Origin of the sequence: Nocardioides bruguierae (genome assembly GCF_023554635.1) — a bacterium.
Lineage (GTDB): Bacteria > Actinomycetota > Actinomycetes > Propionibacteriales > Nocardioidaceae > Nocardioides > Nocardioides bruguierae.
In genome coordinates, this window is the sequence record NZ_JAMJPH010000034.1 from 107,874 (window position 1) to 129,252 (window position 21,379).

Genomic DNA, 21,379 nt, shown 5'->3' on the forward strand with positions numbered 1-21,379 from the left:
CGCCGACGAGGCGCAGGAGGCGGAGCATGAGCGGGACGACGGCGAGCACGCCGCCCGGTCGCCCCGCCGCGCGTCGCGACGGGCGACGCGACCGCTGGGACGCCCACAAGGCCGAGCGCCGCGAGCACGTGCTGGCGGCCGCCGTCGCGGTGATCGAGGAGAGCGAGGCCGGCGCCGAGGTGCCGGTCAGCGCGATCGCGGCCCGCGCGGGGCTCTCGCGCACGGTGCTCTACCGCCATTTCGCCGACCGGGCCGACCTGGACACCGCCGTCCAGGCGCACATCGTCCAGCAGCTCTTCGACGAGCTGCTGCCGGCCGTGACGCTCGAGGGCAGCATCGGCGACATCATCGAGCGGATCGTCGCCACCTACGTCGCGTGGTCGGCCGCCCACCCCTCGCTGCACCGGATGATCGAGTCCGACCTCGGGCCCGGCGGGGGAGCGGTCACCCAGGGCACCGAGGTGGTCGCCGGGCAGGTGCTGGCCCTCATCGTCGCCGCCCTCCAGCTGCTGGGCGCGGAGATCACCGAGGACGACGCCGCGGTGCTCGACCCGCTCACCCACGGCCTCGTCGGGGCGGTCGTCGCCGCGGTCCGACGCTGGCTGGCGCTGCCGGAGCGACGGCCGGACGCCGTCCTCCTGGCCGAGACCGTCACCGACTCCGTCTGGTACCTCCTCGACGGGCACGCCCGGGCCCTCGGCGTCGAGCTCGACCGTGACCAGCCCCTCGCCGACCTGTTCGAGGACCCCGCCCCGCCGACCGCCCCGGCCGCGGATGGGGCAGGATCGACGACGTGAGCGACGAGCACCCCGAGGGCCCGCTGGTGCAGGACGGCGTCGGCGAGCCCGACGACCTGGACCGGCTCTGGACCCCGCACCGGATGGCCTACATCCGCGGCGAGAACAAGCCCGCGGACGCCTCCGCCGGCCAGTGCCCGTTCTGCCGGGCGCCCGGCCTCACCGACGAGGACGGCCTCGTGGTGCTGCGCGGCGAGCTGGCCTTCGTCATCCTCAACCTCTACCCCTACGCGCCGGGGCACCTGATGGTCTGCCCCTACCGCCACGTCAGCCTCTACTCCGAGACGACGGAGGAGGAGGCGGCGGAGATGGCCGTGCTGACCAAGCAGGCGATGAGGACGCTCGGCACCGTCTCGCGGGCCGAGGGCTTCAACATCGGGATGAACCAGGGCGCCGTGGCCGGTGCCGGGATCGCCGCGCACCTGCACCAGCACGTCGTGCCCCGCTGGCCGGGGGACCAGAACTTCATGCCGATCATCGGCCGCACCAAGACCCTGCCCGAGCTGCTCGGCGACACCCGGGCGCTCCTCGCCGAGAGGTGGACCGCCTGATGGGCGCCCCGACCAGCAACACCCCCGCCGCGGGCCTCACCGTCACCCCCGACGACGTCCGGCTCGCGGGCGACCTCGTCCGCGAGGCCGCGGGCCTGGCCGCCCGGATGCGCGCCGAGGCCGGCGGCAGCATCGCCACCGACACCAAGACCAGCGTCTCCGACGTGGTCACCGCCGCCGACAAGGCCGCCGAGGCCCACGTCCTGGAGCGGCTGGCCCAGGAGCGCCCGGACGACGGCGTGCTCGGCGAGGAGGGCGCGACCAGTGCCTCCGCCTCCGGCCGGGAGTGGGTCATCGACCCCGTGGACGGCACCTGGAACTTCGTCGCCGGCATCCCGTGGTGGTGCTCGGCGCTGGCGCTGCGCACCGTCGGCACCACCGGTGCCACCGACGTGCTGCTGGGCGCTGTGCACGACCCGGCGCAGGGGCGCACCTTCGTCGGCGGGCCGGGCGTGCCCACGACCGTCAACGGGGAGCCCCTGCCCCCGCTGGCCGACGTCGACCTTGCCTCGAGCGGGGTCGCCACGTACCTGCACCCCACCTTCCAGCACGGGCCCGTGGGCGACGCGTGGCGGCGGGCGGTCTCCGGGGTGGCGACGATCCGGGCGCTCGGCTCGTCCTCGATGGACTCCACGGCCGTGGCCGAGGGGCGCCTGGGCTGCCAGTTCCAGCACAGCCTCCCCGACTGGGACCGCCTGCCCGGCGCCGCGCTGGTGCTGGGCCTCGGCGGAGCCGCCGCCCTGGTGGAGGCCGGCGGCCGCACCTGGAACATCACCGGTGCCCCGCGCGCCGTGGCCGAGGTCGAGGCACTGCTCCTCGCCCAGGACCAGTAGGGTCTGGCTCGAGATGTTGGACAGGTTCAAGGGCTTCTGGCAGGGCGTCATCCTCGCGCCGTTCGTGCGACTCCTGGTGCGGATGGGGGTCAGCCCGGACACCGTGACGCTGGTCGGCACCCTCGGCGTGGCCGCGGGAGCGCTGATCTTCTACCCCACGGGCCACCTGCTGGCCGGGACGGTGTTCATCACCTGCTTCGTCTTCTCCGACCTCATCGACGGCCAGATGGCGCGCAGCACCGGCAAGTCGTCCCTCTTCGGGTCCTTCTGGGACTCCACGCTCGACCGCATCGGCGACGGCGCCGTCTTCGGCGGCCTCGCGCTGTACTTCGCGGGCCCCGGCGACAACTACCTCTACCTGTGCCTGAGCCTGTACTGCCTCGTCATGGGGGCGGTCACCTCCTACGCCCGGGCCAAGGCGGAGTCGCTGGGCCTGGACGCGAAGGGCGGCCTCGCCGAGCGCGCCGACCGCCTCGTGCTGATCCTGGTGGCCACCGGCCTGGGCGCGATCTTCGGGCTGCCGTGGCTGATGTTCGCCGCGCTGTGGATCCTCGCGTTCGCGAACTCCTACACGGTGGTCTTCCGCATCCGGAAGGTCTACGGCCAGGCCAAGGGCCGTCCGCTGCCGGGCTGAGCCTGACGCGGCCGGACTGGTCGCGGGCCCGCGCGGGGCTGGCCGTAGCATGCGGCCATGAGCGAGACCCAGCACAGCGTGACCGCCCCCGAGACCGGCACCGACCGCGTGAAGCGCGGCATGGCCGAGATGCTCAAGGGCGGCGTGATCATGGACGTGGTCACCCCCGAGCAGGCCAAGATCGCCGAGGACGCCGGCGCCGTCGCCGTCATGGCCCTCGAGCGCGTGCCCGCCGACATCCGCGCCCAGGGCGGCATCTCCCGGATGAGCGACCCCGACATGATCGACGGCATCGTCGAGGCCGTCTCCATCCCCGTGATGGCCAAGGCCCGCATCGGCCACTTCGTCGAGGCGCAGGTGCTCCAGAGCCTCGGCGTGGACTACATCGACGAGTCCGAGGTGCTCAGCCCGGCGGACTTCTCCCACCACATCGACAAGTGGCAGTTCACCGTGCCGTTCGTCTGCGGTGCCACCAACCTGGGCGAGGCGCTGCGCCGCATCACCGAGGGCGCCGCGATGATCCGATCCAAGGGCGAGGCCGGCACCGGTGACGTCTCCAACGCGGTCACCCACATGCGCACCATCCGCGCCGAGATCAAGCGCCTGACCACGCTGCCCGCCGACGAGCTGTACGTGGCCGCCAAGGAGCTCCAGGCGCCCTACGCGCTGGTCGCCGAGATCGCCCGGACCGGCACGCTCCCCGTCGTCCTCTTCACCGCCGGCGGCATCGCCACCCCCGCCGACGCCGCGATGATGATGCAGCTCGGCGCTGACGGCGTGTTCGTGGGCTCGGGCATCTTCAAGTCCGGCAACCCCGAGCAGCGGGCCGCCGCGATCGTGAAGGCCACGACCTTCCACGACGACCCCGACATGGTCGCCAAGGTCTCCCGCGGCCTGGGCGAGGCCATGGTGGGCCTCAACGTCGACGAGCCCGCGCGCTCCATCCAGTTCGCCGAGCGCGGCTGGTGACCCACCGGCCGCACCAGGGGCGACGCCTGCCCCCGGTGCGGCCGGTCGGGTAAAAACCTGCGTCGACCTCGCAGGAACCCCGGGCAGGGACCGATGGGGGAGAGGAACCCTCCCTCTCCCCAGGAGTCGCCATGCCCGCCCCGTCCGTCTCGCACCGCGGTCGATCCCGCCGCTACGCCTACGTGCGCAGTGCCGTGGCCGTCGTCGTGGCCGTGCTGCTCCTCCTGGAGATCCGGGGCACGCTGGCATCGTGGTCCGACAGCATCGGCGTCGGCGGCGTCACCGGACTCGCAGCCGGCAGCCTGGCGCTCACGGACACGACGGCCGGCACCTGCGCCGCCGCCGGCTGGACGATCGACTCCGCCGAGGCGGCGCCCGGCATCACCTTCGACCCCGTCACCATGGCCCTGGTGCCCGGGGACGTGCTCACCAAGAGCTGCACGTTCACCCTGGACGCCACCGGCGAGCACCTGCGGGCCACGCTGGCCACCACCTCGCCCACCACCACCGGCGACCTGGCGGCCGAGCTCGTGGTCGGGGGTGCCTTCACCGTCGGTGGCGCCGGCATCACCGAGGTGACCGAGGCCAACGACGGCGAGACCATCGCCGCGACCCTGTCGATCACCTACAACGGCACCGCCGACAACACCACCCAGCTCGACACCGCCGACATCGGCGGCTACACGGTCTCCCTCACGCAGGTGCACGACTGATGGCCGCCGTGACCACCACCCCCGCGCTGCGGCGCGGCGCGTCGACCGACCCGCACCGCCGCGGGTCCTCGGTGCTCGGCGGCGTGCGCCGCGTCGCGCGGTCGGTGGTCACGGGCGTGGCGTTCCTGACCAGCCTGGTGGCCGCGGCCGCCCTCGTGCTGGGCATCGGCGTGCCCGCGCTGTTCGGCGCCCAGCCGTTCACGGTGCTCACCGGCTCGATGAGCCCCACCGTCCTGCCAGGCTCCCTGGTCGTGGTCAAGCCGCTGCCCGTCGAGGAGGTCCGCGTCGGCGACGTCGTCACCTACCAGGTCGCCTCGGACCGCCCGGAGGTCATCACCCACCGCGTGGTGGCCCGGGCCCAGGGGCCGGACGGTCGCACCTGGCTGCAGACCCAGGGCGACGCCAACGCGACCCCCGACGTCGAGTGGGTGCGGCCCGAGCAGGTCCGCGGCCGGGTCTGGTACTCCGTCCCGCACCTGGGTCGGGTCTCGCTGCTGCTCGACCACGACCAGCGTCGGTGGCTCTCCCTGGCCGCCGCGCTGTGGCTGTTCGGCTACGCCCTCCTGACGACGGTGCGGGCGCTGCGCTCGCCGTCGGTCTCCTGCCGCGAGGAGGCCCGTGCAGCCGCGCGGAGGAGGCTGCACCTCCACACGGGGGTGCACCGTGCCTAGGCGGGCCGCCCCCGCGCACCGGGCCCGCAGCAGCGGCCGCACGCACCTGCGCCGGGCCGCGTGGCTGCTGGGGCTGGCCCTCGTCGCGCTGCTCGTCGTGCGCCCCACCTGGGCGGCCTGGACCGACTCGGCCCAGCTGACCGGCACCACCGTCACCGCAGGCACCCTGGACCTGCGGCTGGACGGCGCGGACTCCCGGGCCACGACCACGCTCTCGATGCCCGTCATGGTGCCCGGCAGCTCCTCGGCGGAGCTGGTCTCGGTGCAGAACAACGGCACGGCCAAGCTCACCTGGACGTTCTCCGGGTCGCTGTCCGGCACCGGCGCCTCCGCGTACGCCTCCGCCTCGGCCCTCACGGTCACCGTGCGCTCCGGCGCCACCGTCTCCGGCAGCGGCTCCGCGGCCACGTGCAGTGGCGGCACCGCCCTGGCCTCGAGCGTCGCCCTGGGCACGACCAGCACCTCGCTGGTCACCGCGCAGGGCCCGCTGGCCGCCGGCGGGTCCACGTCCGTGTGCGTCCAGGTCACGCTGGACGCGGCGGCGCCCTCGACCCTCATGGGGGCCACGGCCTCCGTGGCACTGACGGCGGGCGCGTCGTCGGTCGTCTCGTGAGCCGGCTCCTGCGGCGCCTGGCCTGCGCGCCGCTGGCCCTGTGGCTGGTCCTCGTGCTGCCCACCGGGGGAGCCGCAGAGGCTGCCTGGGCGGACTCCGCCGCCCTCACCGGAACGACCGTCACGGCCGCCGGCCCGGCGGGACCGGTGCTCTCGTGCGGTGCCCTCACCCTCGGCGGGGCCGACGTGTCCTGGACCGCGGTGCCCGGCGCCACCGGCTACCGCCTCACCTACGGCGGGGCGGACCACGACGTCTCCGCCGCGACCCTCACCCAGCACTTCACGAGCCTGCTCGGCACGAGCACCGTGACCGTGCGCGCACGGTTCGGCACGACCTGGGTGTCCAACGCCTCCAACAGCAGGACGGTCACCGTCGTGGCCTTCCTCATCGGCGTGTGCGGCTGATCCGGACCAGACCGGGGCGGGAGACGGAAACGCTTGCCCGCCTGCCCTGGGGCGCGTGCGTAGTCAGGAGTGACCAGACGGGACTAGTCACACCGGGAGCCGGCTCGACAGCGATCGGTCGGACTCGGTGCGATCCGGTTCCTTTACCTTCGGGCCTCGACCAGTGTCGTCCCGTCCGGCACCTCGGGAGGGGGCCGGGGACACCCCCCACGCACTGGAGCACCCCCATGAAGAACTCCGTCAAGGGCGGCCTCGCCGCCGCGACCGCCGCCGTCCTCCTCCTCGGGGGAGGTGGCACCCTCGCCTACTGGAACGAGACCGAGACCACCACCGGTCCCCGAGCGATCACCTCCGGCCACCTGGACCTGACCCCGGGCACCTGCCAGTGGGACCTCCAGGGCCTGGTCGGGAGCCTGCTCACCGACGTCGACCCCACGGCCGTGCTGCTCGCTCCCGGGGACGTGCTCACCCGCACCTGCGCGCTGACCTTGAGCGTCGCCGGCGACACGATGGTCGTCGACTTCACCGTCGACACCGAGGTCGCACCCGCCGGAGACCTCGCGGCCGCCCTCACCGCCGCGACGTCCTTCACCGTCGGGGGCGACCCCTACACCGGTGGCACCGGGCTGCCGGAGGGCTCGTACGCGGTCCAGACCGTCACCACCCTGACCATGGGCTCCGACCTGGCCGAGAGCCTGGAGGACACCAGCGGCACCCTCGGCGACCTGGTCGTCACCGCCGGCCAGAAGACCGCCTGAGCGAGCGGGCGGACCGAGCGGGCCGACCGAGCAGGCGAGAGGCGCCGAGCATGAGCGCAGCAGCGAGGCACGCGACCCGGCCGTCTACCCGGCCGTCTACCCGGCCTTCTACCCGGGGGCCGGCCGGGCGGCTGGTCAGCGGTCTGGTCAGCGGTCTGGGCCTGCTCGTCCTGGTCGCCGCGCTGGCCGTCGTGGCCGTGGCCGTCGTCGTGCCGCGGCTGGGCGGCGCCACGCCCTACACCGTGCTCACCGGCTCGATGAGCCCCGGGATGCCGCCGGGCACCCTCGCCGTGGTCCGACCCGTCGACGCGGCGACGCTGCGCACCGGCGACGTCATCACCTACCAGCTGCGCTCGGGCGAGCCCGAGGTCGTCACCCACCGCGTCGTCGCGATCGGCACGGACGAGGAGGGCGGCACCCTCCTGCGGACCCGGGGCGACGCGAACGCCGACCCGGACCCGGGCTGGGTCCGGCCCGTCCAGGTGGTGGGGGAGCGCTGGTACTCCGTCCCGTGGCTGGGGCACGTGTCCACCGCGTTGAGCGCGGCGCAGCGCGAGTCCGCGTCCCGGGTGGTGGCCGGGCTCCTGCTGGCCTACGCCACCTGGCTGCTGCTGCGGGCCGGCGTCCAGCGCGCCCGGGGGCGCAGCGCCGAGCCGACCACTGATGCATCGCCGGAGCAGGAGCAGGAGGAGGAGAAGCACGATGTCGCTGCGCGTTGACCGCCGCACCTGGCGCTCGCCCCGGCTCCGGGCAGCGCTCGGGCTGGGCGTGGTTGCCACCCTGCTCGTCACCTCCACCCAGGCCTCCTGGACCGACACCGTGGCCGTCGGCGGAGCCACGATCACGACCGGCACCCTCGACCTGCGGGTGGACGGCAGCGACGCGGTCGCCTCGTTCGACGACCTGAGCCTCGCCGGCCTGGTGCCGGGCAGCTCCACCGCAGCCGTCCTGACGCTGGAGAACAGCGGCACCGTGCCGCTGGCGTGGACCGCCGCCAGCAGCGGCACCGACGCCCCGCTGCTCGGCGGGCTGGTCGTCGACGTCACCGGCGCGACCACCGTGACGGGCACCGGGAGCGCACGGACCTGCGGCGGCACCAGCCTCGCCGGCGTGACCGGTTCGCTGGGCGGCACCCTGGTCGGCACCAAGCGGCAGATCGCGGCCGGCGGCTCCGAGACCGTCTGCGTCGAGGTGACGCTGCCGCTCACGGCCCCGGTCTCGCTGGCCGGGCACAGCACCGACCTGACGCTCACCTTCACCGGCACCTCGGACCTGTCGTGACCCGCCGCCTCGCCGACGGCCTGCTGACGCTCAGCGCCCTCGTGGGCGCGGCCTGCCTCGTCGTCCTGCTCGCCGCGCTCGTCCTCGACGCCCGGGTGCTGCTGTTCCGCTCCGGCTCCATGGAGCCGGCCGTCCCCGCGGGCTCCCTCGGCCTGGCCCGGGAGGTGCCCGCCGCCGACCTGCGGGTGGGCGACGTCGTCTCCGTGCTCGCCCCGAGCGGGACGCGGGTCACGCACCGCGTCGAGAGCCTCACCCGGGGCCCCGACGGCACGGCCACGCTCGTGCTTCGCGGCGACGCCAACGACGCCGTCGACCCCGCCCCCTACTCGGTGCGCACCGCGGACCGCCTGGTCGCACACGTGCCGGGCCTCGGCCACGTCGTGGCCTGGCTCGCCGGCCCCGTCGGCATGCTGCTGCTCGGCGGCTACGGCGCCCTGCTGCTCTCGGTGCTGCTGCGGCCTCGGCGCCCCGGCGAGGACAGGGACCCCGACGATCCCGACGACGCGTCCCGTCCGCTGGTCGAGGAGGCCGGTGACGCGGGCGCTCCGGTGGTCGAGGAGGCCGGTGACGCGGGCGCTCCGGTGGTCGAGGAGGCCGGCCACGGCCGTCGCGAGACCCGCCTCGCGCGCGGAGCCGCCGCGTTGGTCGCCCTGCTGCTGGTGACCACCGGCGGGGGAGCGGCCGTCGCCGCGGACGGCTGGGCCGACGACGTGACGGTGACGAGCGCGCTGGGCACGACCGCGACCCAGGTCCCGGTGACCACGTGCCGGGCGCTGCTGAGCGGCACGGCGCGGATCTCCTGGGCGGCCGTCCCCGGAGCCACTGGGTACCGGATGGTCGTGCCTCGGGGCCCCGACGTCCTGACCGACCAGACCGCGGTCGAGGTCGGGTTCAGCCAGATCCTGGACGCCGGCCAGGTGACCGTGGGCGCCCGGTTCCAGACCTCGGAGAGCGAGCCGAGCGACCCCGAGGACCTGCTCGTCGTGCTCACCACCGTCACCTGCCTCTGAGGCGGCCCGCCCGGCTTCCTAGGATCATCGCTCGTGCCCACCTCACGACCCACCCTCGGCGTGCTCGCCCTCCAGGGCGACGTGCGCGAGCACGTGGCCACCTTGCGCCGCCTCGACGTGGACGCGATCACCGTCCGCCGCCCCGAGGAGCTGGCCCGCTGCCACGGCCTGGTGCTGCCCGGCGGGGAGTCGACGACGATGTGGCGCCTGGCCCGCACCTTCGACCTGCTCGAGCCGCTGCGCGACCGGCTCCGCGCAGGCCTGCCGGCGTTCGGCACCTGCGCCGGGATGATCCTGCTCGCCGACCGCATCCTCGACGGTGCGCCCGGACAGGAGACGCTCGGTGGGATCGACATGACGGTGCGCCGCAACGCGTTCGGTCGCCAGGTCGACAGCTTCGAGGGGCCGGTGCACGTCACCGGGATCGACGGCCCGGTGCACGGCGTGTTCATCCGCGCCCCGTGGGTGGAGGAGGCGGGCCCGGAGGTCGAGGTGCTGGCCGCGCTGGACCCCGTCGAGACGGCTGCCGCCGGGGTGGAGGCCGCGGCGGGTAGGATCGTGGCGGTCCGCCAGGGCCACCTGATGGCGACGTCGTTCCACCCCGAGGTGGGCCACGACTCCCGGGTCCACGGACTGTTCGTGGACCTGGTCCTCCGGGCCTGAGGGCAGCGCCCCGGCACGGAACCGATCGGGACCAGTCGAGAACCAGCGGGAAGAGAAGAGCATGTCCGGGCACTCCAAGTGGGCGACCACGAAGCACAAGAAGGCCGCGATCGACGCCAAGCGCGGCAAGCTGTGGGCGAAGCTGATCAAGAACATCGAGATCGCCGCCAAGATGGGTGGTCCCGACCCCGCCGGCAACCCGACCCTCTACGACGCCATCCAGAAGGCGAAGAAGACCTCCGTCCCGAAGGACAACATCGACCGCGCGGTCAAGCGCGGCGGCGGCCTGGACGGCGGCGGCGTCGACTACACGACGATCATGTACGAGGTCTACGGCCCGCAGGGCGTCGCGCTCCTGGTCGAGTGCCTCACCGACAACAAGAACCGCGCCGCGATGGAGGTCCGCACGGCGGTCACCCGCAACGGCGGCACCATGGCCGACCCCGGCTCCGTCTCGCGCCTGTTCGAGCGCAAGGGCGTGGTCGTGGTGCAGAAGTCGCAGGAGGACAAGGAGGTCTCCGAGGACGACGTCCTCGAGGCCACCCTCGACGCCGGCGCGGACGAGGTGAAGGACCTGGACGAGGTGTGGGAGGTCCACTCCGAGGCCACCGACGTGGTCGCCGTCCGCTCCGCCCTCCAGCAGGCGGGGATCGACTACGACTCCGCCGACGTCCTCTTCGTGGCGACCATGGACATCCCGGTCGGCGAGGCGAACGTGGCCGAGAAGGTCATGCGCCTGGTGGACGCGGTCGACGACCTCGACGACGTGCAGAACGTCTTCTCCAACGCCGACATCCCGGACGAGGTCCTGGAGTCCGTCGACGCCTGACGCGGACCCTGGCGAGATCCGGTCGGCAGCACACGCCACGACGCCCCGCGTGTCCCGTACGGGACGGCGGGGCGTCGTCGTCTACGGTTAGAACACCTGTTCGGACGAGCGGGTGCACCCCGACGACGGAGAGGCGGCTCGCACGTGCGCGTGCTCGGCATCGACCCCGGCCTGACCCGCTGCGGTCTGGGCGTCGTCGACGGCACGGTCGGGCGTCCGCTCAGCCTCGTCGACGTCGGCGTGGTCCGCACCTCCGCCGACCTCGACGTGCCCCAGCGGCTGGTGACCATCGAGAAGGGCGTCGAGGCCTGGATCGAGGAGCACCGCCCGGACGCCGTGGCGATCGAGCGGGTCTTCGCGCGCTCCGACGTCTCCACGGTCATGGGCACCGCCCAGGCCAGCGGGATCGCGATGGTGGTGGCCGCGCGGCGCGGGCTGCCGGTCGCACTGCACACCCCGTCCGAGGTGAAGGCCGCCGTCACCGGCTCCGGTCGCGCGGACAAGAAGCAGGTCGGCGCGATGGTCACCCGCATCCTCCGCCTCGACGCCATGCCCAAGCCGGCCGACGCCGCCGACGCGCTCGCGCTGGCCATCACCCACGTCTGGCGCGGCTCTGCCGGCACCCGCCTCGAGCAGGCCGCGGCGCGCGACGCGCTGGCCCGCCGCGCCCCGGTCGGGCGCAGCGGCGGGTCGCTGCCGGCCGGCGCCATCCAGTCACGACTCCCCGGGAGGACCCGTTGATCGCCTTCGTGAGCGGCCGCGTCGCCGCCGTCACGCTCTCCAGCGCCGTCGTCGAGGTGGGCGGGGTGGGCCTGGAGCTCCAGTGCACCCCCGCGACGCTCGCGAGCGTCTCCCCGAAGGTGGGCACCGACCAGCGCGCCACCCTGGCGGCGTCCCTCGTGGTCCGTGAGGACTCCCTGACCCTCTTCGGGTTCGCGGACGAGGACGAGAAGGCCTGCTTCGAGCTGCTCCAGACGGCCTCCGGCGTCGGACCCAAGGTCGCGCAGGCGATGGTCGCGGTCCTCGCGCCCGACGACCTGCGCCACGCGATCTCCGCCGGTGACGTCAAGACGCTGACCCGGGTCCCCGGGATCGGTCCCAAGGGCGCGCAGCGGATCATCCTGGAGCTCAAGGACAAGATCGGTGCCCCGCTGGCCACCCGGGCCGCGGCCGCCGTGCCGTCGGCGGGGGAGCCGTGGCGCGAGCAGGTGCGCCAGGGCCTCCAGGGGCTCGGCTGGAACCTCAAGGACGCCGACAAGGCGGTGGACGCGGTGGCCGACCAGGCCGGCGACAGCCCGGACGTCGCCACGCTGCTGCGGGCCGCCCTGCGCACGCTCTCGAAGGCCTGAGAGGCTCGGAGTCGTGCACGAGGACGACCTGGACGCGCTGGAGGGCGAGCGGCTCGAGTCGCTGACCACGGCGGACGCCGACGGGGACGAGCGCGCCGTCGAGGCGGCGCTGCGCCCGCGCACGCTCGACGAGGTGGTCGGTCAGCAGCGGGTCCGCGAGCAGCTCGGCCTGGTGCTCGAGGCAGCCCGGATGCGCGGCCGCGCCCCCGACCACGTCCTGCTCTCGGGGCCTCCTGGCCTCGGCAAGACCACGCTGGCGATGATCATCGCCCACGAGATGGGCTCGGCCCTGCGCCTGACCTCGGGTCCGGCCATCACCCACGCCGGCGACCTGGCGGCCATCCTCTCCGGCCTCAACGAGGGCGACGTCCTCTTCATCGACGAGATCCACCGCATGAGCCGCCCCGCCGAGGAGATGCTCTACATGGCGATGGAGGACTTCCGGGTCGACGTCGTCATCGGCAAGGGGCCGGGCGCGACGGCGATCCCGCTGGAGATCCCACCGTTCACCCTGGTCGGTGCCACCACCCGGGCCGGCCTGCTGCCCGGGCCGCTGCGCGACCGGTTCGGCTTCACCGCGCAGCTGGAGTTCTACGAAGCGTCCGACCTCGACCTCATCGTCCGTCGCTCCGCCGGCCTGCTCGGGGCCGAGCTCGAGCACGAGGGCGCTGCCGAGATCGCCTCGCGCTCCCGCGGCACGCCGCGCATCGCGAACCGGCTGCTGCGCCGCGTCCGCGACTACGCCCAGGTGCGCGCCTCGGGCGTGCTCACCCGCGAGGTCGCCGAGGCCGCCCTGGAGCTCTACGAGGTGGACGCGCTGGGGCTGGACCGGCTCGACCGCGGCGTCATCGACGTGCTGTGCCGCCGCTTCGGCGGCGGGCCGGTCGGCGTCTCCACCCTGGCGGTGGCCGTGGGGGAGGAGCGGGAGACCGTCGAGGAGGTGGCCGAGCCGTTCCTGGTGCGGCTCGGCTTCCTGGCGCGCACGCCCCGCGGCCGCATCGCCACGCCCGCCGCGTGGGAGCACCTGGGCCTCGTCGCGCCGACGCCCACCGACGACGGCTTGTTCGACCTCGACTGAGGCGACTGCGGGCGCCCCGGATTGCCGGGCGTCTTCACCCCCACGGTTAGACTTCGCCGGGCGCCGCACCCGGCCCGTCCCTCGACGCTGCCGGTGTGCCCGAGCGCCACCGTCCCACTCACGTCGTCACCGGAGAGAAATACCCCTCGTGGAACTGCTCCTTCCGATCCTCCTCCTGGCCGTCTTCTACCTCTTCCTCATCCGTCCGCAGCAGCGGCGGGCGAAGGAGGCCTCGGCCATGCAGCGCTCCCTCCAGCCGGGCGACGAGGTCATGCTGACCTCCGGCTTCTTCGGCACCGTGGTCTCGATCGACGAGGAGGAGGGCCGGCTCGAGGTCTCCCTCGCGCCCGGCACCGTCGTCACCGTCGTCCGAGGCGCCGTCGGCCAGGTCGTGCCTCCCGAGGAGCCCGTCGAGGACGACCTCGACGACACCGACGACGCCGCCCTCGGCGAGACCGACCCGGCCGACGAGCCGGGCGGCGAGCCGGGCACCCCCGGCACCAAGGAGAACTGAGCACCACATGGCAACCAAGACCGCACGTCCGGGTCGTGCGCTCATCGCGTTCTTCGCGCTGCTCGCGATCATCTACGGGCTGGTCGGGCTCGCCGGCAGCTGGACCCCCGCGCTGGGTCTGGACCTGCAGGGCGGCACGAGCATCACCCTCCGGGCCACCGGCGACCCCTCCGAGGAGTCGCTGGAGGAGGCCCGGCAGATCATCGACGACCGCGTGAACGGCTCCGGCGTCGCCGAGGCCGAGGTGACCACCCAGGGCTCGAACGAGATCGTCGTCGAGATCCCCGGTGAGAACCGGCGCGACCTGCTGGACACCGTCCAGCGCACCGCCCAGCTCCGCTTCCGCGTCGTGGCCTGCTCCTCGCTGGACGCCAACTGCTACGCCACCGTCATCGACGGCGGCAGCACCGACGGCACCAGCACCGACGGCACCACGACCGACGGCACCGGCACCACGAACAACAAGAAGAACGGCACGAAGAAGAACAACGGCAACAACCGCGCCGGCCTGTCCTACTTCCGCCAGTCCTCCACCTCGTCCGCGAGCCCGTCGGCCGACGCGACCGCCTCCGCCTCCGCCTCGGCGGACGCCAGTGCCTCCGCGGACGCCAGCGCCGACCCCAGCGCCGACCCCAGCGCCGACCCCAGCGCCAGCGCGACGCCGACGGAGACCTCCGAGCCGACGTTCGACCAGGACGCCATCGACGCGTGCCTGGCCTCCTCGGCCAAGGACGACACGCTGGCCAAGCCGCTGGAGTGGGCGCAGGACCCGACCACGGACTGCGTGACCGCCTTCCAGACGTTCCAGTGCCCCACCGACGGCACCGCCGTCTCGGTCATGTCCGACGACCCGGCCACGCCGCTGCTCACCTGCGACGAGGACGGCATCGCCTACCTGCTGACCCCGTCGATGATCGAGGGCACGGACCTCTCCGACGCCGCCGCCGAGATCCCGACCGACTCGTTCTCCTACGTGGTGACGCTGCAGTTCAACAGCGACGGCACCTCGACCTTCGGTCGCATCTCGCGGAACCTGTACAACAACGGCGGCCAGTTCGCGATGGTGCTGGACGGCCAGGTGCTCTCGGCGCCGACCATGAACGCGATCATCCTCAACGGCCAGGCGCAGATCTCCGGTGACTTCACCGAGGAGACGGCGCAGTCGCTGGCCACCAGCCTGCGCTACGGCTCGCTGCCGATCGCCTTCGACGACAACCCGCTCGTCGAGACGATCGGTCCCTCGCTCGCGGGCGACCAGCTCACCGCGGGCCTGATCGCCGGCGGCATCGGCCTGGGCATCGTGATGCTGTACTGCCTGCTCTACTACCGCGGTCTCGGCCTCGTCGTCATCGCCTCGCTGGCGGTCGCGGCGGCCCTGACCTACGCGCTGATCCTGCTGCTCTCGGCCACCGCCGGGTTCACGATGACCCTGCCGGGCGTCGCGGGCATGATCATCGCCATCGGCATCACCGCGGACTCCTTCATCGTGCTCTTCGAGCGCGTGCGCGACGAGATGCGCGAGGGCAAGTCCATGCGCGTGGCGGTCGAGTCCGGCTGGAAGCGGGCCCGGATGACGTGTCTGGCGGCCGACACCGTCTCGCTGCTGGCAGCGGTCGTGCTCTACATCTTCGCCGCGGGCGTCGTGAAGGGCTTCGCGTTCGCGCTGGGCCTGACGACGCTGGTCGACCTCATGGTGTTCTTCTGGTTCACCAAGCCGATGGTCTCCTGGCTCGCGCGGTTCCGTTTCTTCAACAAGGGCCACCGGCTGTCCGGCCTGGACGCCGAGGCGATCGGGCTGACGCAGGCCCCGGCTGGAGGTAAGGCCTGATGGGCGCTTTCGCACGACTCGGCAACGACCTCTACGCAGGTCGCCGCTCGATCGACTTCATCGGTCGCAAGTGGGTCTGGTACGGCATCTCCGCCGTCCTGGTCCTCGTCAGCATCGTCGGGCTCTCGGTGCGGGGCCTCGACCTCGGCATCGAGTTCACCGGCGGCACCAGCTTCCGCGTCCAGATCGCCGACGGCGCGACGCAGGACGACGTCGACGGCGTCCGTGAGGCCGTCGTCGACACCGGCGTCGCGGCCGCCGCTGCGCCGGTCGTCACCACGGCGGGCGCGGACGGCGTCCTGGTGCAGACCGAGCCGATGAACGCCGACGACTCGGCGGTCGTCGCCCAGGCGATCCTGGACGAGACGGGCCTCGGGCAGAACGCCCTGACCCAGTCCGACATCGGCGCCAGCTGGGGCGCGCAGGTCGCCGAGCGCGCCCTCATCGGCCTCGTCATCTTCCTCGTGCTGGTCGTCCTGTTCATCTGGGCGTACTTCCGCGAGCTGAAGATGTCCATCGCGGCGCTCGTCGCGCTGGCGCACGACGTGGTCATCACGATCGGCGTCTACGCGCTCTCGGGCTTCACCGTCACCCCCGCCACCGTCACCGGTGTGCTCACCATCCTCGCCTTCTCGCTCTACGACACCGTCGTGGTCTTCGACAAGGTCAAGGAGAACGCGCGCGCGATGAAGCGCAACCACCAGACCTACGCCGAGGCCGCCAACCTGGCGGTCAACCAGACGCTGGTCCGCTCGATCAACACCTCGGTGGTCGCGCTGCTCCCGATCGCCTCGATCCTGTGGGTCGGTGCCCTCACGCTGGGCGCCTCCTCGCTGCAGGACCTGGCGCTCGCGCTCTTCGTGGGCACCGCGGCCGGTACCTTCTCCTCGATCTTCATCGCCACGCCGCTGCTGGTGCAGATGAAGGCCGGCGAGGACGAGGTGAAGATCGCCGAGAAGCGGGCGCGGGCGCACCACCGCAACGCCGACCGCTACGCCGCGGTGCCGACCTTCCGGGAGAACATGCCGGTGGGCGAGGACCCGGGCGAGGACGACGGCACGGACCCGGTGGACGAGGACGCCGAGCCGGCGCGCTCGGGCATGGGCCGCGCCTCGAACGAGGCCATGGGCCGCGGGCGCACCGCCCCCGCCGCCCACGGGCCGATGGACTCCGGCACGTCCGCGGGCCGCACCCAGCCGACCCGCAAGCCGCGCTCCCAGCGCGGGAAGCCGCAGAAGTGACCGCGGCGGGGCCCGCCGGCGACGCCGGGACGCTGCTGGCCGACGCACGGGCTGCCCTCGGGCGCCTCGTGCGCGACGTGCCGGACTTCCCGGAGCCGGGCGTGGTGTTCAAGGACATCACGCCCCTGCTGGCGGACCCCGCCGGGCTCGCGACCGTCGTCGCGGGTCTGGCCACCGCGGGCCGGGACGCCGGCGGCGGACCCTGCGTCGACAAGGTGCTCGGCATGGAGGCGCGCGGCTTCCTGCTCGGCACGCCGGTGGCGCTCAGCCTCGGAGCCGGGTTCGTGCCCGTCCGCAAGGCCGGCAAGCTGCCGGGGGAGACCCACGCGGTCTCCTACGACCTCGAGTACGGCTCGGCCACCCTCGAGGTGCACCGCGACGCCGTCGCCCCCGGCGAGCGGGTGCTGCTCGTGGACGACGTCCTCGCCACCGGCGGCACCGCCCGGGCCACCGCCGACCTGGTGGCCGCCTGCGGCGGTGAGGTCGTGGGCATCGCCGTCCTCATGGACCTGGCCTTCCTGCCCTGGCGCGAGAACGTGGGCGAGGTGCCCGTCACCAGCCTGGTCTCCGTCGGCTGACGCCTCTCCTCGCACCGGGTCGCACCAGCCCGACCCGGCCCGGGGACCAGGCCGCACCAGGCCGCACCAGGCCCCACCTGGCGGTTCCCTTCCACGGCCCTGCGCCTAGACTGTGGCAATGTCCGAGGAGCGGGTCCACCAGCCGTCCCCGGCGTCCACGCCCGACGAGGGGCCGACGCCGCCGCGTGCTGCCGCGCCGCAGCCGACACCCGCCGGGCCGCCGCGCCGCCCGGACCGGGGCGCAGCCGCCGGCCGGGGCCCCGAGCCCGCCCCGTCCGCTCGCAGCATGCGGGCCAGGCTCGCCCGGATGGGCACCCGCAACCCGGGGTTCAACCCGGTGCTCGAGCCGCTGTTCCGTGCCGTGCGCGCCCACCACCCCAAGGCCGACCTGGCCCTGCTCGAGCGCGCCTACACCACCGCCGAGCGCCTGCACGGCACGCAGATGCGCAAGAGCGGTGACCCCTACATCACGCACCCGCTGGCGGTGACGACGATCCTCGCCGGGATCGGCATGACCGAGCCGACGCTGGCCGCGGCGCTGCTCCACGACACGGTCGAGGACACCCCGTACACGCTGGAGGAGCTCACCGCCGACTTCGGCACCGAGGTCGCCCAGCTGGTCGACGGCGTCACCAAGCTCGACAAGGTCGTCTACGGCGACTCGGCCCAGGCCGAGACCATCCGCAAGATGATCGTGGCGATGGCCCGCGACATCCGCGTGCTGGTCATCAAGCTGGCCGACCGCCTGCACAACATGCGGACGCTGCGCTTCGTCCCGGCCAAGAGCCAGGAGCGCACGGCACGCGAGACGCTCGACATCTACGCCCCGCTGGCCCACCGCCTGGGCATGAACACGATCAAGTGGGAGCTGGAGGACCTCGCGTTCGCGACCCTGCACCCCAAGGTCTACGACGAGATCGTGCGGCTGGTGGCCGAGCGGGCGCCCTCGCGCGACCAGTTCATGGCCGAGGTCATCACCCAGGTCGAGAACGACCTGCGCGAGGCCAAGATCAAGGCCAAGGTGACCGGGCGACCGAAGCACTACTACTCGATCTACCAGAAGATGATCGTGGGCGGTCGGGAGTTCTCCGACATCTACGACCTCGTCGGCATCCGCGTCCTCGTCGAGGAGGACCGGGACTGCTACGCCGTCCTCGGCGTGCTGCACTCGCGCTGGAACCCGGTCCTCGGCCGGTTCAAGGACTACGTCGCGATGCCGAAGTTCAACATGTACCAGTCGCTGCACACGACGGTCATCGGCCCGCAGGGCAAGCCGGTCGAGCTCCAGATCCGCACCTTCGCGATGCACCGTCGCGCCGAGTACGGCGTCGCGGCGCACTGGAAGTACAAGGAGGACAACCGCACCGGCGTCGACACCGACCAGCGCGGCGACCTCGACGACATGACCTGGGTCCGGCAGCTGCTGGACTGGCAGAGCGAGGTCGAGGACCCGGGGGAGTTCCTGGAGTCCCTGCGGTTCGAGATGAACCAGGCGGAGACCTACGTCTTCACCCCGCGCGGCGACGTCATCGCGCTGCCCTCGGGCTCCACGCCGGTCGACTTCGCCTACGCGGTGCACACGGAGGTCGGTCACCGCACCATCGGCGCGCGCGTCAACGGACGCCTCGTGCCGCTGGAGTCGACCCTCGACAACGGTGACGTGGTGGAGGTCTTCACCTCCAAGTCGCCGACCGCCGGCCCCTCGCGCGACTGGCTCGGCTTCGCCAAGTCCAACCGCGCCCGCTCGAAGATCCGTCAGTGGTTCACCAAGGAGCGGCGCGAGGAGGCGATCGAGGACGGCAAGGAGCAGATCGCCAAGCTCATGCGCAAGGAGGGGCTGCCCCTCAAGCGCGTCATGAGCCACGAGTCGCTCACCCTGTGCGCCGAACACTTCAAGCTCGCCGACATCTCCGCGCTCTACGCCGCCGTCGGCGAGAACCAGCTCTCGGCCCAGGCCGTGGTCAAGTACGTCCTGGAGATCCACGGCGGGGCCGAAGGCGCTCAGGAGGACCTCGCCGAGGCCGTCACCATCACCGGCCGCAGCCGGCGCAGCGCGACCGGCGGCGATGCCGGCGTCATCGTCAAGGGCGCCAGCGACCTGTGGGTCAAGCTCGCCAAGTGCTGCACCCCGGTGCCGCCGGACCCGATCCTCGGGTTCGTCACCAAGGGCGGGGGAGTCTCGGTGCACCGCAAGGACTGCACCAACGCCACCGAGCTCGAGCGCAGCCCCGAGAAGATCCTCGAGGTCGAGTGGGCCCCGAACGAGTCCTCGATGTTCCTGGTCAACATCCAGGTGGAGGCACTGGACCGTGCGCGCCTGCTCAGCGACATCACCATGGCGCTCTCGGACGCGCACGTGAACATCCTCTCCGCCAACCTCTCGACCACGCGCGACCGGATCGCCAAGTCCCGGTTCACCTTCGAGATGGCCGAGACCAAGCACCTCGACAACGTGCTGCGCGCCGTCCGGCACGTCAACGGCGTCTTCGACGCCTACCGCGTCACGCAGTAGCAGTCGCCCGCGTCCCTCCGGACGCGGCGAAGGCCCGCTCCTCAGGGCGAGTGCCGGGGGAGCGGGCCTTCGTGCGCCGGGGACCGCGTGGCAGGTCGGACCGGGTCTCGACCCGCGGTCACGGCCTCGCAGGCTCGGTCGTGCGCTCGCTCGACTCCCTCGATGCCGTCCCTCCTCGTTGCTCGGAGGGACGACCTCGGGACCTCAGGAGAAGTCGGCGGCGGCGCGCTTGGCCATCTCGAGGAACTGCTGGCGCGAGGCCAGGTTCTCCTCGAGGTCGGCGACCTTCTTGGGGTTGCCGGCGGCGCGGGCCTTCTCCAGGTCGGCCTCGACCTGGTCGATGGCCTCCTGGAGCTTGGTGATCATGTCGTCCGCGCGGGCCGACTTCTCCGGGTCGGTCCGGTTCCACTGGTCCTGCTCGACGTCGCGGATGGCGTTCTCGACCTTCCGCATGCGGCCCTCGAGCTCCTTGATCCGGGCACGCGGCACCTTGCCGGCCTCGTCCCAGCGGTCCGCGAGGTCACGGAAGGCGCGCTTGGCGGCCTCCAGGTCCTCGACGGGCAGCAGGGCCTCGGCCTCGACCAGGATCTGCTCCTTGACCTCGGCGTTGGCGGCGAACTCGGCGTCCATCGCGGCGTTGGCCGCGTCGCGGGCGCCGAAGAACTGGTCCTGCGCACCCCGGAAGCGCTTCCACAGGGCGTCGTCGACGTCCTTGGGGGCCGGGCCGGCGGCCTTCCAGTCGCGCATCAGGTCGCGGTACTTGCCGGCGGTGGGGCCCCACTCGGTCGAGCCGGCCAGGGCCTCGGCCTCGGTGGCCAGGCGCTCCTTCACCACGCGGGCGCCCTCGCGCCGCTCGTTGAGCTCGGCGAAGTGGGCCTTGCGGCGGCGGGTGTAGGTGGTGCGGGCGGTCGAGAACCGGCGCCACAGCGCGTCGTCGGAGGGGCGGTCGATCCGCGGGATCGCCTTCCACTCCTCGAGCAGCTCGCGCAGGCGGTTCGCGCCGTTGCGCCAGTCGCTGCCGGTGGAGATGGCCTCGGCCTCGGCCACCACCTTCTCCTTCGCGGCGCGGGACTCGGCGCTGCGCTGGGCCCGCTCGGCCTTGCGCTTCTCCCGCTGCTCCTCGATCACGGGGGCCAGGGCGTCCAGGCGTGCCTCGAGGGAGGCGAGGTCGCCCACCGCGTTGGCGTCGGTGACCTGCGCGCGCACCGTCGAGACGGACTCGCCGGCCTCCTCGGGGCTCATCACCCCGGAACCGATCCGCTTCTCGAGGAGGTCGACCTCGAACGCGAGCGCGTCGTAGCGCTCGGTGAAGAAGCGGAGGGCCTCCTCCGCAGACCCCTCGGAGTACTGTCCGACGGGGCGTTCGCCCTCGCCGGTCCTGACGTAGACGTTCCCGTCGTCGTCGACCCGGCCCCACTGGTGGCTCGTCACGGCTCGGCTTCCTGATCGCGGTTCGCCCGCCCGCTCGCACGGGCAGGTCACACTGGCGCGCCCATGCTAGTGGAAATGGCTGTTCGGGCGAGCAGGACGAGGGCGAGGCGGGGGACGGGGCG

The 21,379-nt window shown here is 73.0% G+C and carries 24 protein-coding genes; 23 read left to right on the forward strand and 1 reads right to left on the reverse strand.

Features of this window, described 5'->3' with window-relative positions:
- Positions 1-26 precede the first annotated feature (26 nt).
- The 23 genes from M8316_RS18360 to M8316_RS18470 all read left to right on the forward strand — a co-directional run bounded on the left by M8316_RS18360 (position 27) and on the right by M8316_RS18470 (position 19,826).
- Complete coding sequence (locus M8316_RS18360) at positions 27-797, forward strand: TetR/AcrR family transcriptional regulator (protein ID WP_250057079.1); 771 nt, start codon at positions 27-29, stop codon at positions 795-797.
- The gene (locus tag M8316_RS18365; RefSeq protein WP_250057081.1) at positions 794-1,348 is read left to right on the forward strand and encodes an HIT family protein; all 555 of its coding nucleotides are present in this window, start codon (positions 794-796) and stop codon (positions 1,346-1,348) included. Before M8316_RS18360 ends, M8316_RS18365 begins: the two co-directional genes overlap by 4 nt.
- Positions 1,348-2,181: an inositol monophosphatase family protein gene (locus M8316_RS18370; RefSeq protein ID WP_250057082.1), complete on the forward strand. Its 834-nt coding sequence runs from the start codon at positions 1,348-1,350 to the stop codon at positions 2,179-2,181. Before M8316_RS18365 ends, M8316_RS18370 begins: the two co-directional genes overlap by 1 nt.
- Before the next feature lie 13 nt (positions 2,182-2,194).
- Complete coding sequence (pgsA, locus tag M8316_RS18375) at positions 2,195-2,815, forward strand: phosphatidylinositol phosphate synthase (RefSeq protein ID WP_250057084.1); 621 nt, start codon at positions 2,195-2,197, stop codon at positions 2,813-2,815.
- A 57-nt stretch (positions 2,816-2,872) separates the two neighbouring features.
- Positions 2,873-3,784, forward strand: a complete 912-nt coding sequence (pdxS, locus tag M8316_RS18380; RefSeq protein WP_250057086.1) for a pyridoxal 5'-phosphate synthase lyase subunit PdxS — start codon at positions 2,873-2,875, stop codon at positions 3,782-3,784.
- Positions 3,785-3,915: 131 nt separating this feature from the next.
- Complete coding sequence (locus tag M8316_RS18385) at positions 3,916-4,497, forward strand: alternate-type signal peptide domain-containing protein (protein WP_250057088.1); 582 nt, start codon at positions 3,916-3,918, stop codon at positions 4,495-4,497.
- Positions 4,497-5,168: a signal peptidase I gene (locus M8316_RS18390; RefSeq protein ID WP_250057090.1), complete on the forward strand. Its 672-nt coding sequence runs from the start codon at positions 4,497-4,499 to the stop codon at positions 5,166-5,168. The genes M8316_RS18385 and M8316_RS18390 overlap by 1 nt, the downstream gene beginning before the upstream one ends.
- On the forward strand, positions 5,161-5,781 hold the full coding sequence (locus M8316_RS18395) for a SipW-dependent-type signal peptide-containing protein (protein WP_250057092.1): 621 nt from the start codon (positions 5,161-5,163) through the stop codon (positions 5,779-5,781). Before M8316_RS18390 ends, M8316_RS18395 begins: the two co-directional genes overlap by 8 nt.
- A complete protein-coding gene (locus M8316_RS18400) occupies positions 5,778-6,185 on the forward strand; it encodes a hypothetical protein (protein ID WP_250057093.1) in 408 nt (135 codons plus the stop codon). Before M8316_RS18395 ends, M8316_RS18400 begins: the two co-directional genes overlap by 4 nt.
- Before the next feature lie 227 nt (positions 6,186-6,412).
- On the forward strand, positions 6,413-6,943 hold the full coding sequence (locus M8316_RS18405) for an alternate-type signal peptide domain-containing protein (protein ID WP_250057095.1): 531 nt from the start codon (positions 6,413-6,415) through the stop codon (positions 6,941-6,943).
- Positions 6,944-6,993: 50 nt separating this feature from the next.
- Positions 6,994-7,662 carry a signal peptidase I gene (locus tag M8316_RS18410; RefSeq protein WP_250057097.1) on the forward strand — a complete coding sequence of 223 codons (669 nt, stop codon included), beginning with the start codon at positions 6,994-6,996 and terminating at the stop codon, positions 7,660-7,662.
- A complete protein-coding gene (locus tag M8316_RS18415; protein WP_250057099.1) occupies positions 7,646-8,224 on the forward strand; it encodes a hypothetical protein in 579 nt (192 codons plus the stop codon). The genes M8316_RS18410 and M8316_RS18415 overlap by 17 nt, the downstream gene beginning before the upstream one ends.
- Positions 8,221-9,234: a S24/S26 family peptidase gene (locus tag M8316_RS18420; RefSeq protein ID WP_250057101.1), complete on the forward strand. Its 1,014-nt coding sequence runs from the start codon at positions 8,221-8,223 to the stop codon at positions 9,232-9,234. Before M8316_RS18415 ends, M8316_RS18420 begins: the two co-directional genes overlap by 4 nt.
- Before the next feature lie 33 nt (positions 9,235-9,267).
- A complete protein-coding gene (pdxT, locus tag M8316_RS18425; RefSeq protein ID WP_250057102.1) occupies positions 9,268-9,897 on the forward strand; it encodes a pyridoxal 5'-phosphate synthase glutaminase subunit PdxT in 630 nt (209 codons plus the stop codon).
- 61 nt (positions 9,898-9,958) lie between these two features.
- Positions 9,959-10,726 (forward strand): YebC/PmpR family DNA-binding transcriptional regulator, encoded by a 768-nt coding sequence (locus M8316_RS18430; protein WP_250057104.1) that lies wholly within the window; start codon positions 9,959-9,961, stop codon positions 10,724-10,726.
- A 144-nt stretch (positions 10,727-10,870) separates the two neighbouring features.
- A complete protein-coding gene (gene ruvC / locus M8316_RS18435) occupies positions 10,871-11,467 on the forward strand; it encodes a crossover junction endodeoxyribonuclease RuvC (RefSeq protein WP_250057106.1) in 597 nt (198 codons plus the stop codon).
- Positions 11,464-12,075 carry a Holliday junction branch migration protein RuvA gene (ruvA, locus tag M8316_RS18440; protein ID WP_250057108.1) on the forward strand — a complete coding sequence of 204 codons (612 nt, stop codon included), beginning with the start codon at positions 11,464-11,466 and terminating at the stop codon, positions 12,073-12,075. The genes ruvC and ruvA overlap by 4 nt, the downstream gene beginning before the upstream one ends.
- A gap of 13 nt (positions 12,076-12,088) precedes the next feature.
- Positions 12,089-13,153 (forward strand): Holliday junction branch migration DNA helicase RuvB, encoded by a 1,065-nt coding sequence (gene ruvB, locus M8316_RS18445; RefSeq protein WP_372490255.1) that lies wholly within the window; start codon positions 12,089-12,091, stop codon positions 13,151-13,153.
- 148 nt (positions 13,154-13,301) lie between these two features.
- Positions 13,302-13,667 carry a preprotein translocase subunit YajC gene (gene yajC, locus M8316_RS18450; protein ID WP_250057110.1) on the forward strand — a complete coding sequence of 122 codons (366 nt, stop codon included), beginning with the start codon at positions 13,302-13,304 and terminating at the stop codon, positions 13,665-13,667.
- Between the two features lie 7 nt (positions 13,668-13,674).
- Positions 13,675-15,495, forward strand: coding sequence for a protein translocase subunit SecD (gene secD, locus M8316_RS18455; protein WP_250057112.1), 1,821 nt, complete (start codon positions 13,675-13,677; stop codon positions 15,493-15,495).
- A complete protein-coding gene (gene secF, locus M8316_RS18460; protein WP_250057114.1) occupies positions 15,495-16,736 on the forward strand; it encodes a protein translocase subunit SecF in 1,242 nt (413 codons plus the stop codon). Before secD ends, secF begins: the two co-directional genes overlap by 1 nt.
- Positions 16,737-16,771: 35 nt before the next feature.
- Positions 16,772-17,314, forward strand: a complete 543-nt coding sequence (locus M8316_RS18465; RefSeq protein ID WP_250057134.1) for an adenine phosphoribosyltransferase — start codon at positions 16,772-16,774, stop codon at positions 17,312-17,314.
- A gap of 286 nt (positions 17,315-17,600) precedes the next feature.
- The gene (locus M8316_RS18470; RefSeq protein WP_250057136.1) at positions 17,601-19,826 is read left to right on the forward strand and encodes a RelA/SpoT family protein; all 2,226 of its coding nucleotides are present in this window, start codon (positions 17,601-17,603) and stop codon (positions 19,824-19,826) included.
- A 204-nt stretch (positions 19,827-20,030) separates the two neighbouring features.
- On the opposite strand, the gene M8316_RS18475 is transcribed toward M8316_RS18470, so the two are convergent.
- Positions 20,031-21,257 (reverse strand): DUF349 domain-containing protein, encoded by a 1,227-nt coding sequence (locus M8316_RS18475; protein ID WP_250057116.1) that lies wholly within the window; start codon positions 21,255-21,257, stop codon positions 20,031-20,033.
- Between the last annotated feature and the right edge of the window lie 122 nt (positions 21,258-21,379).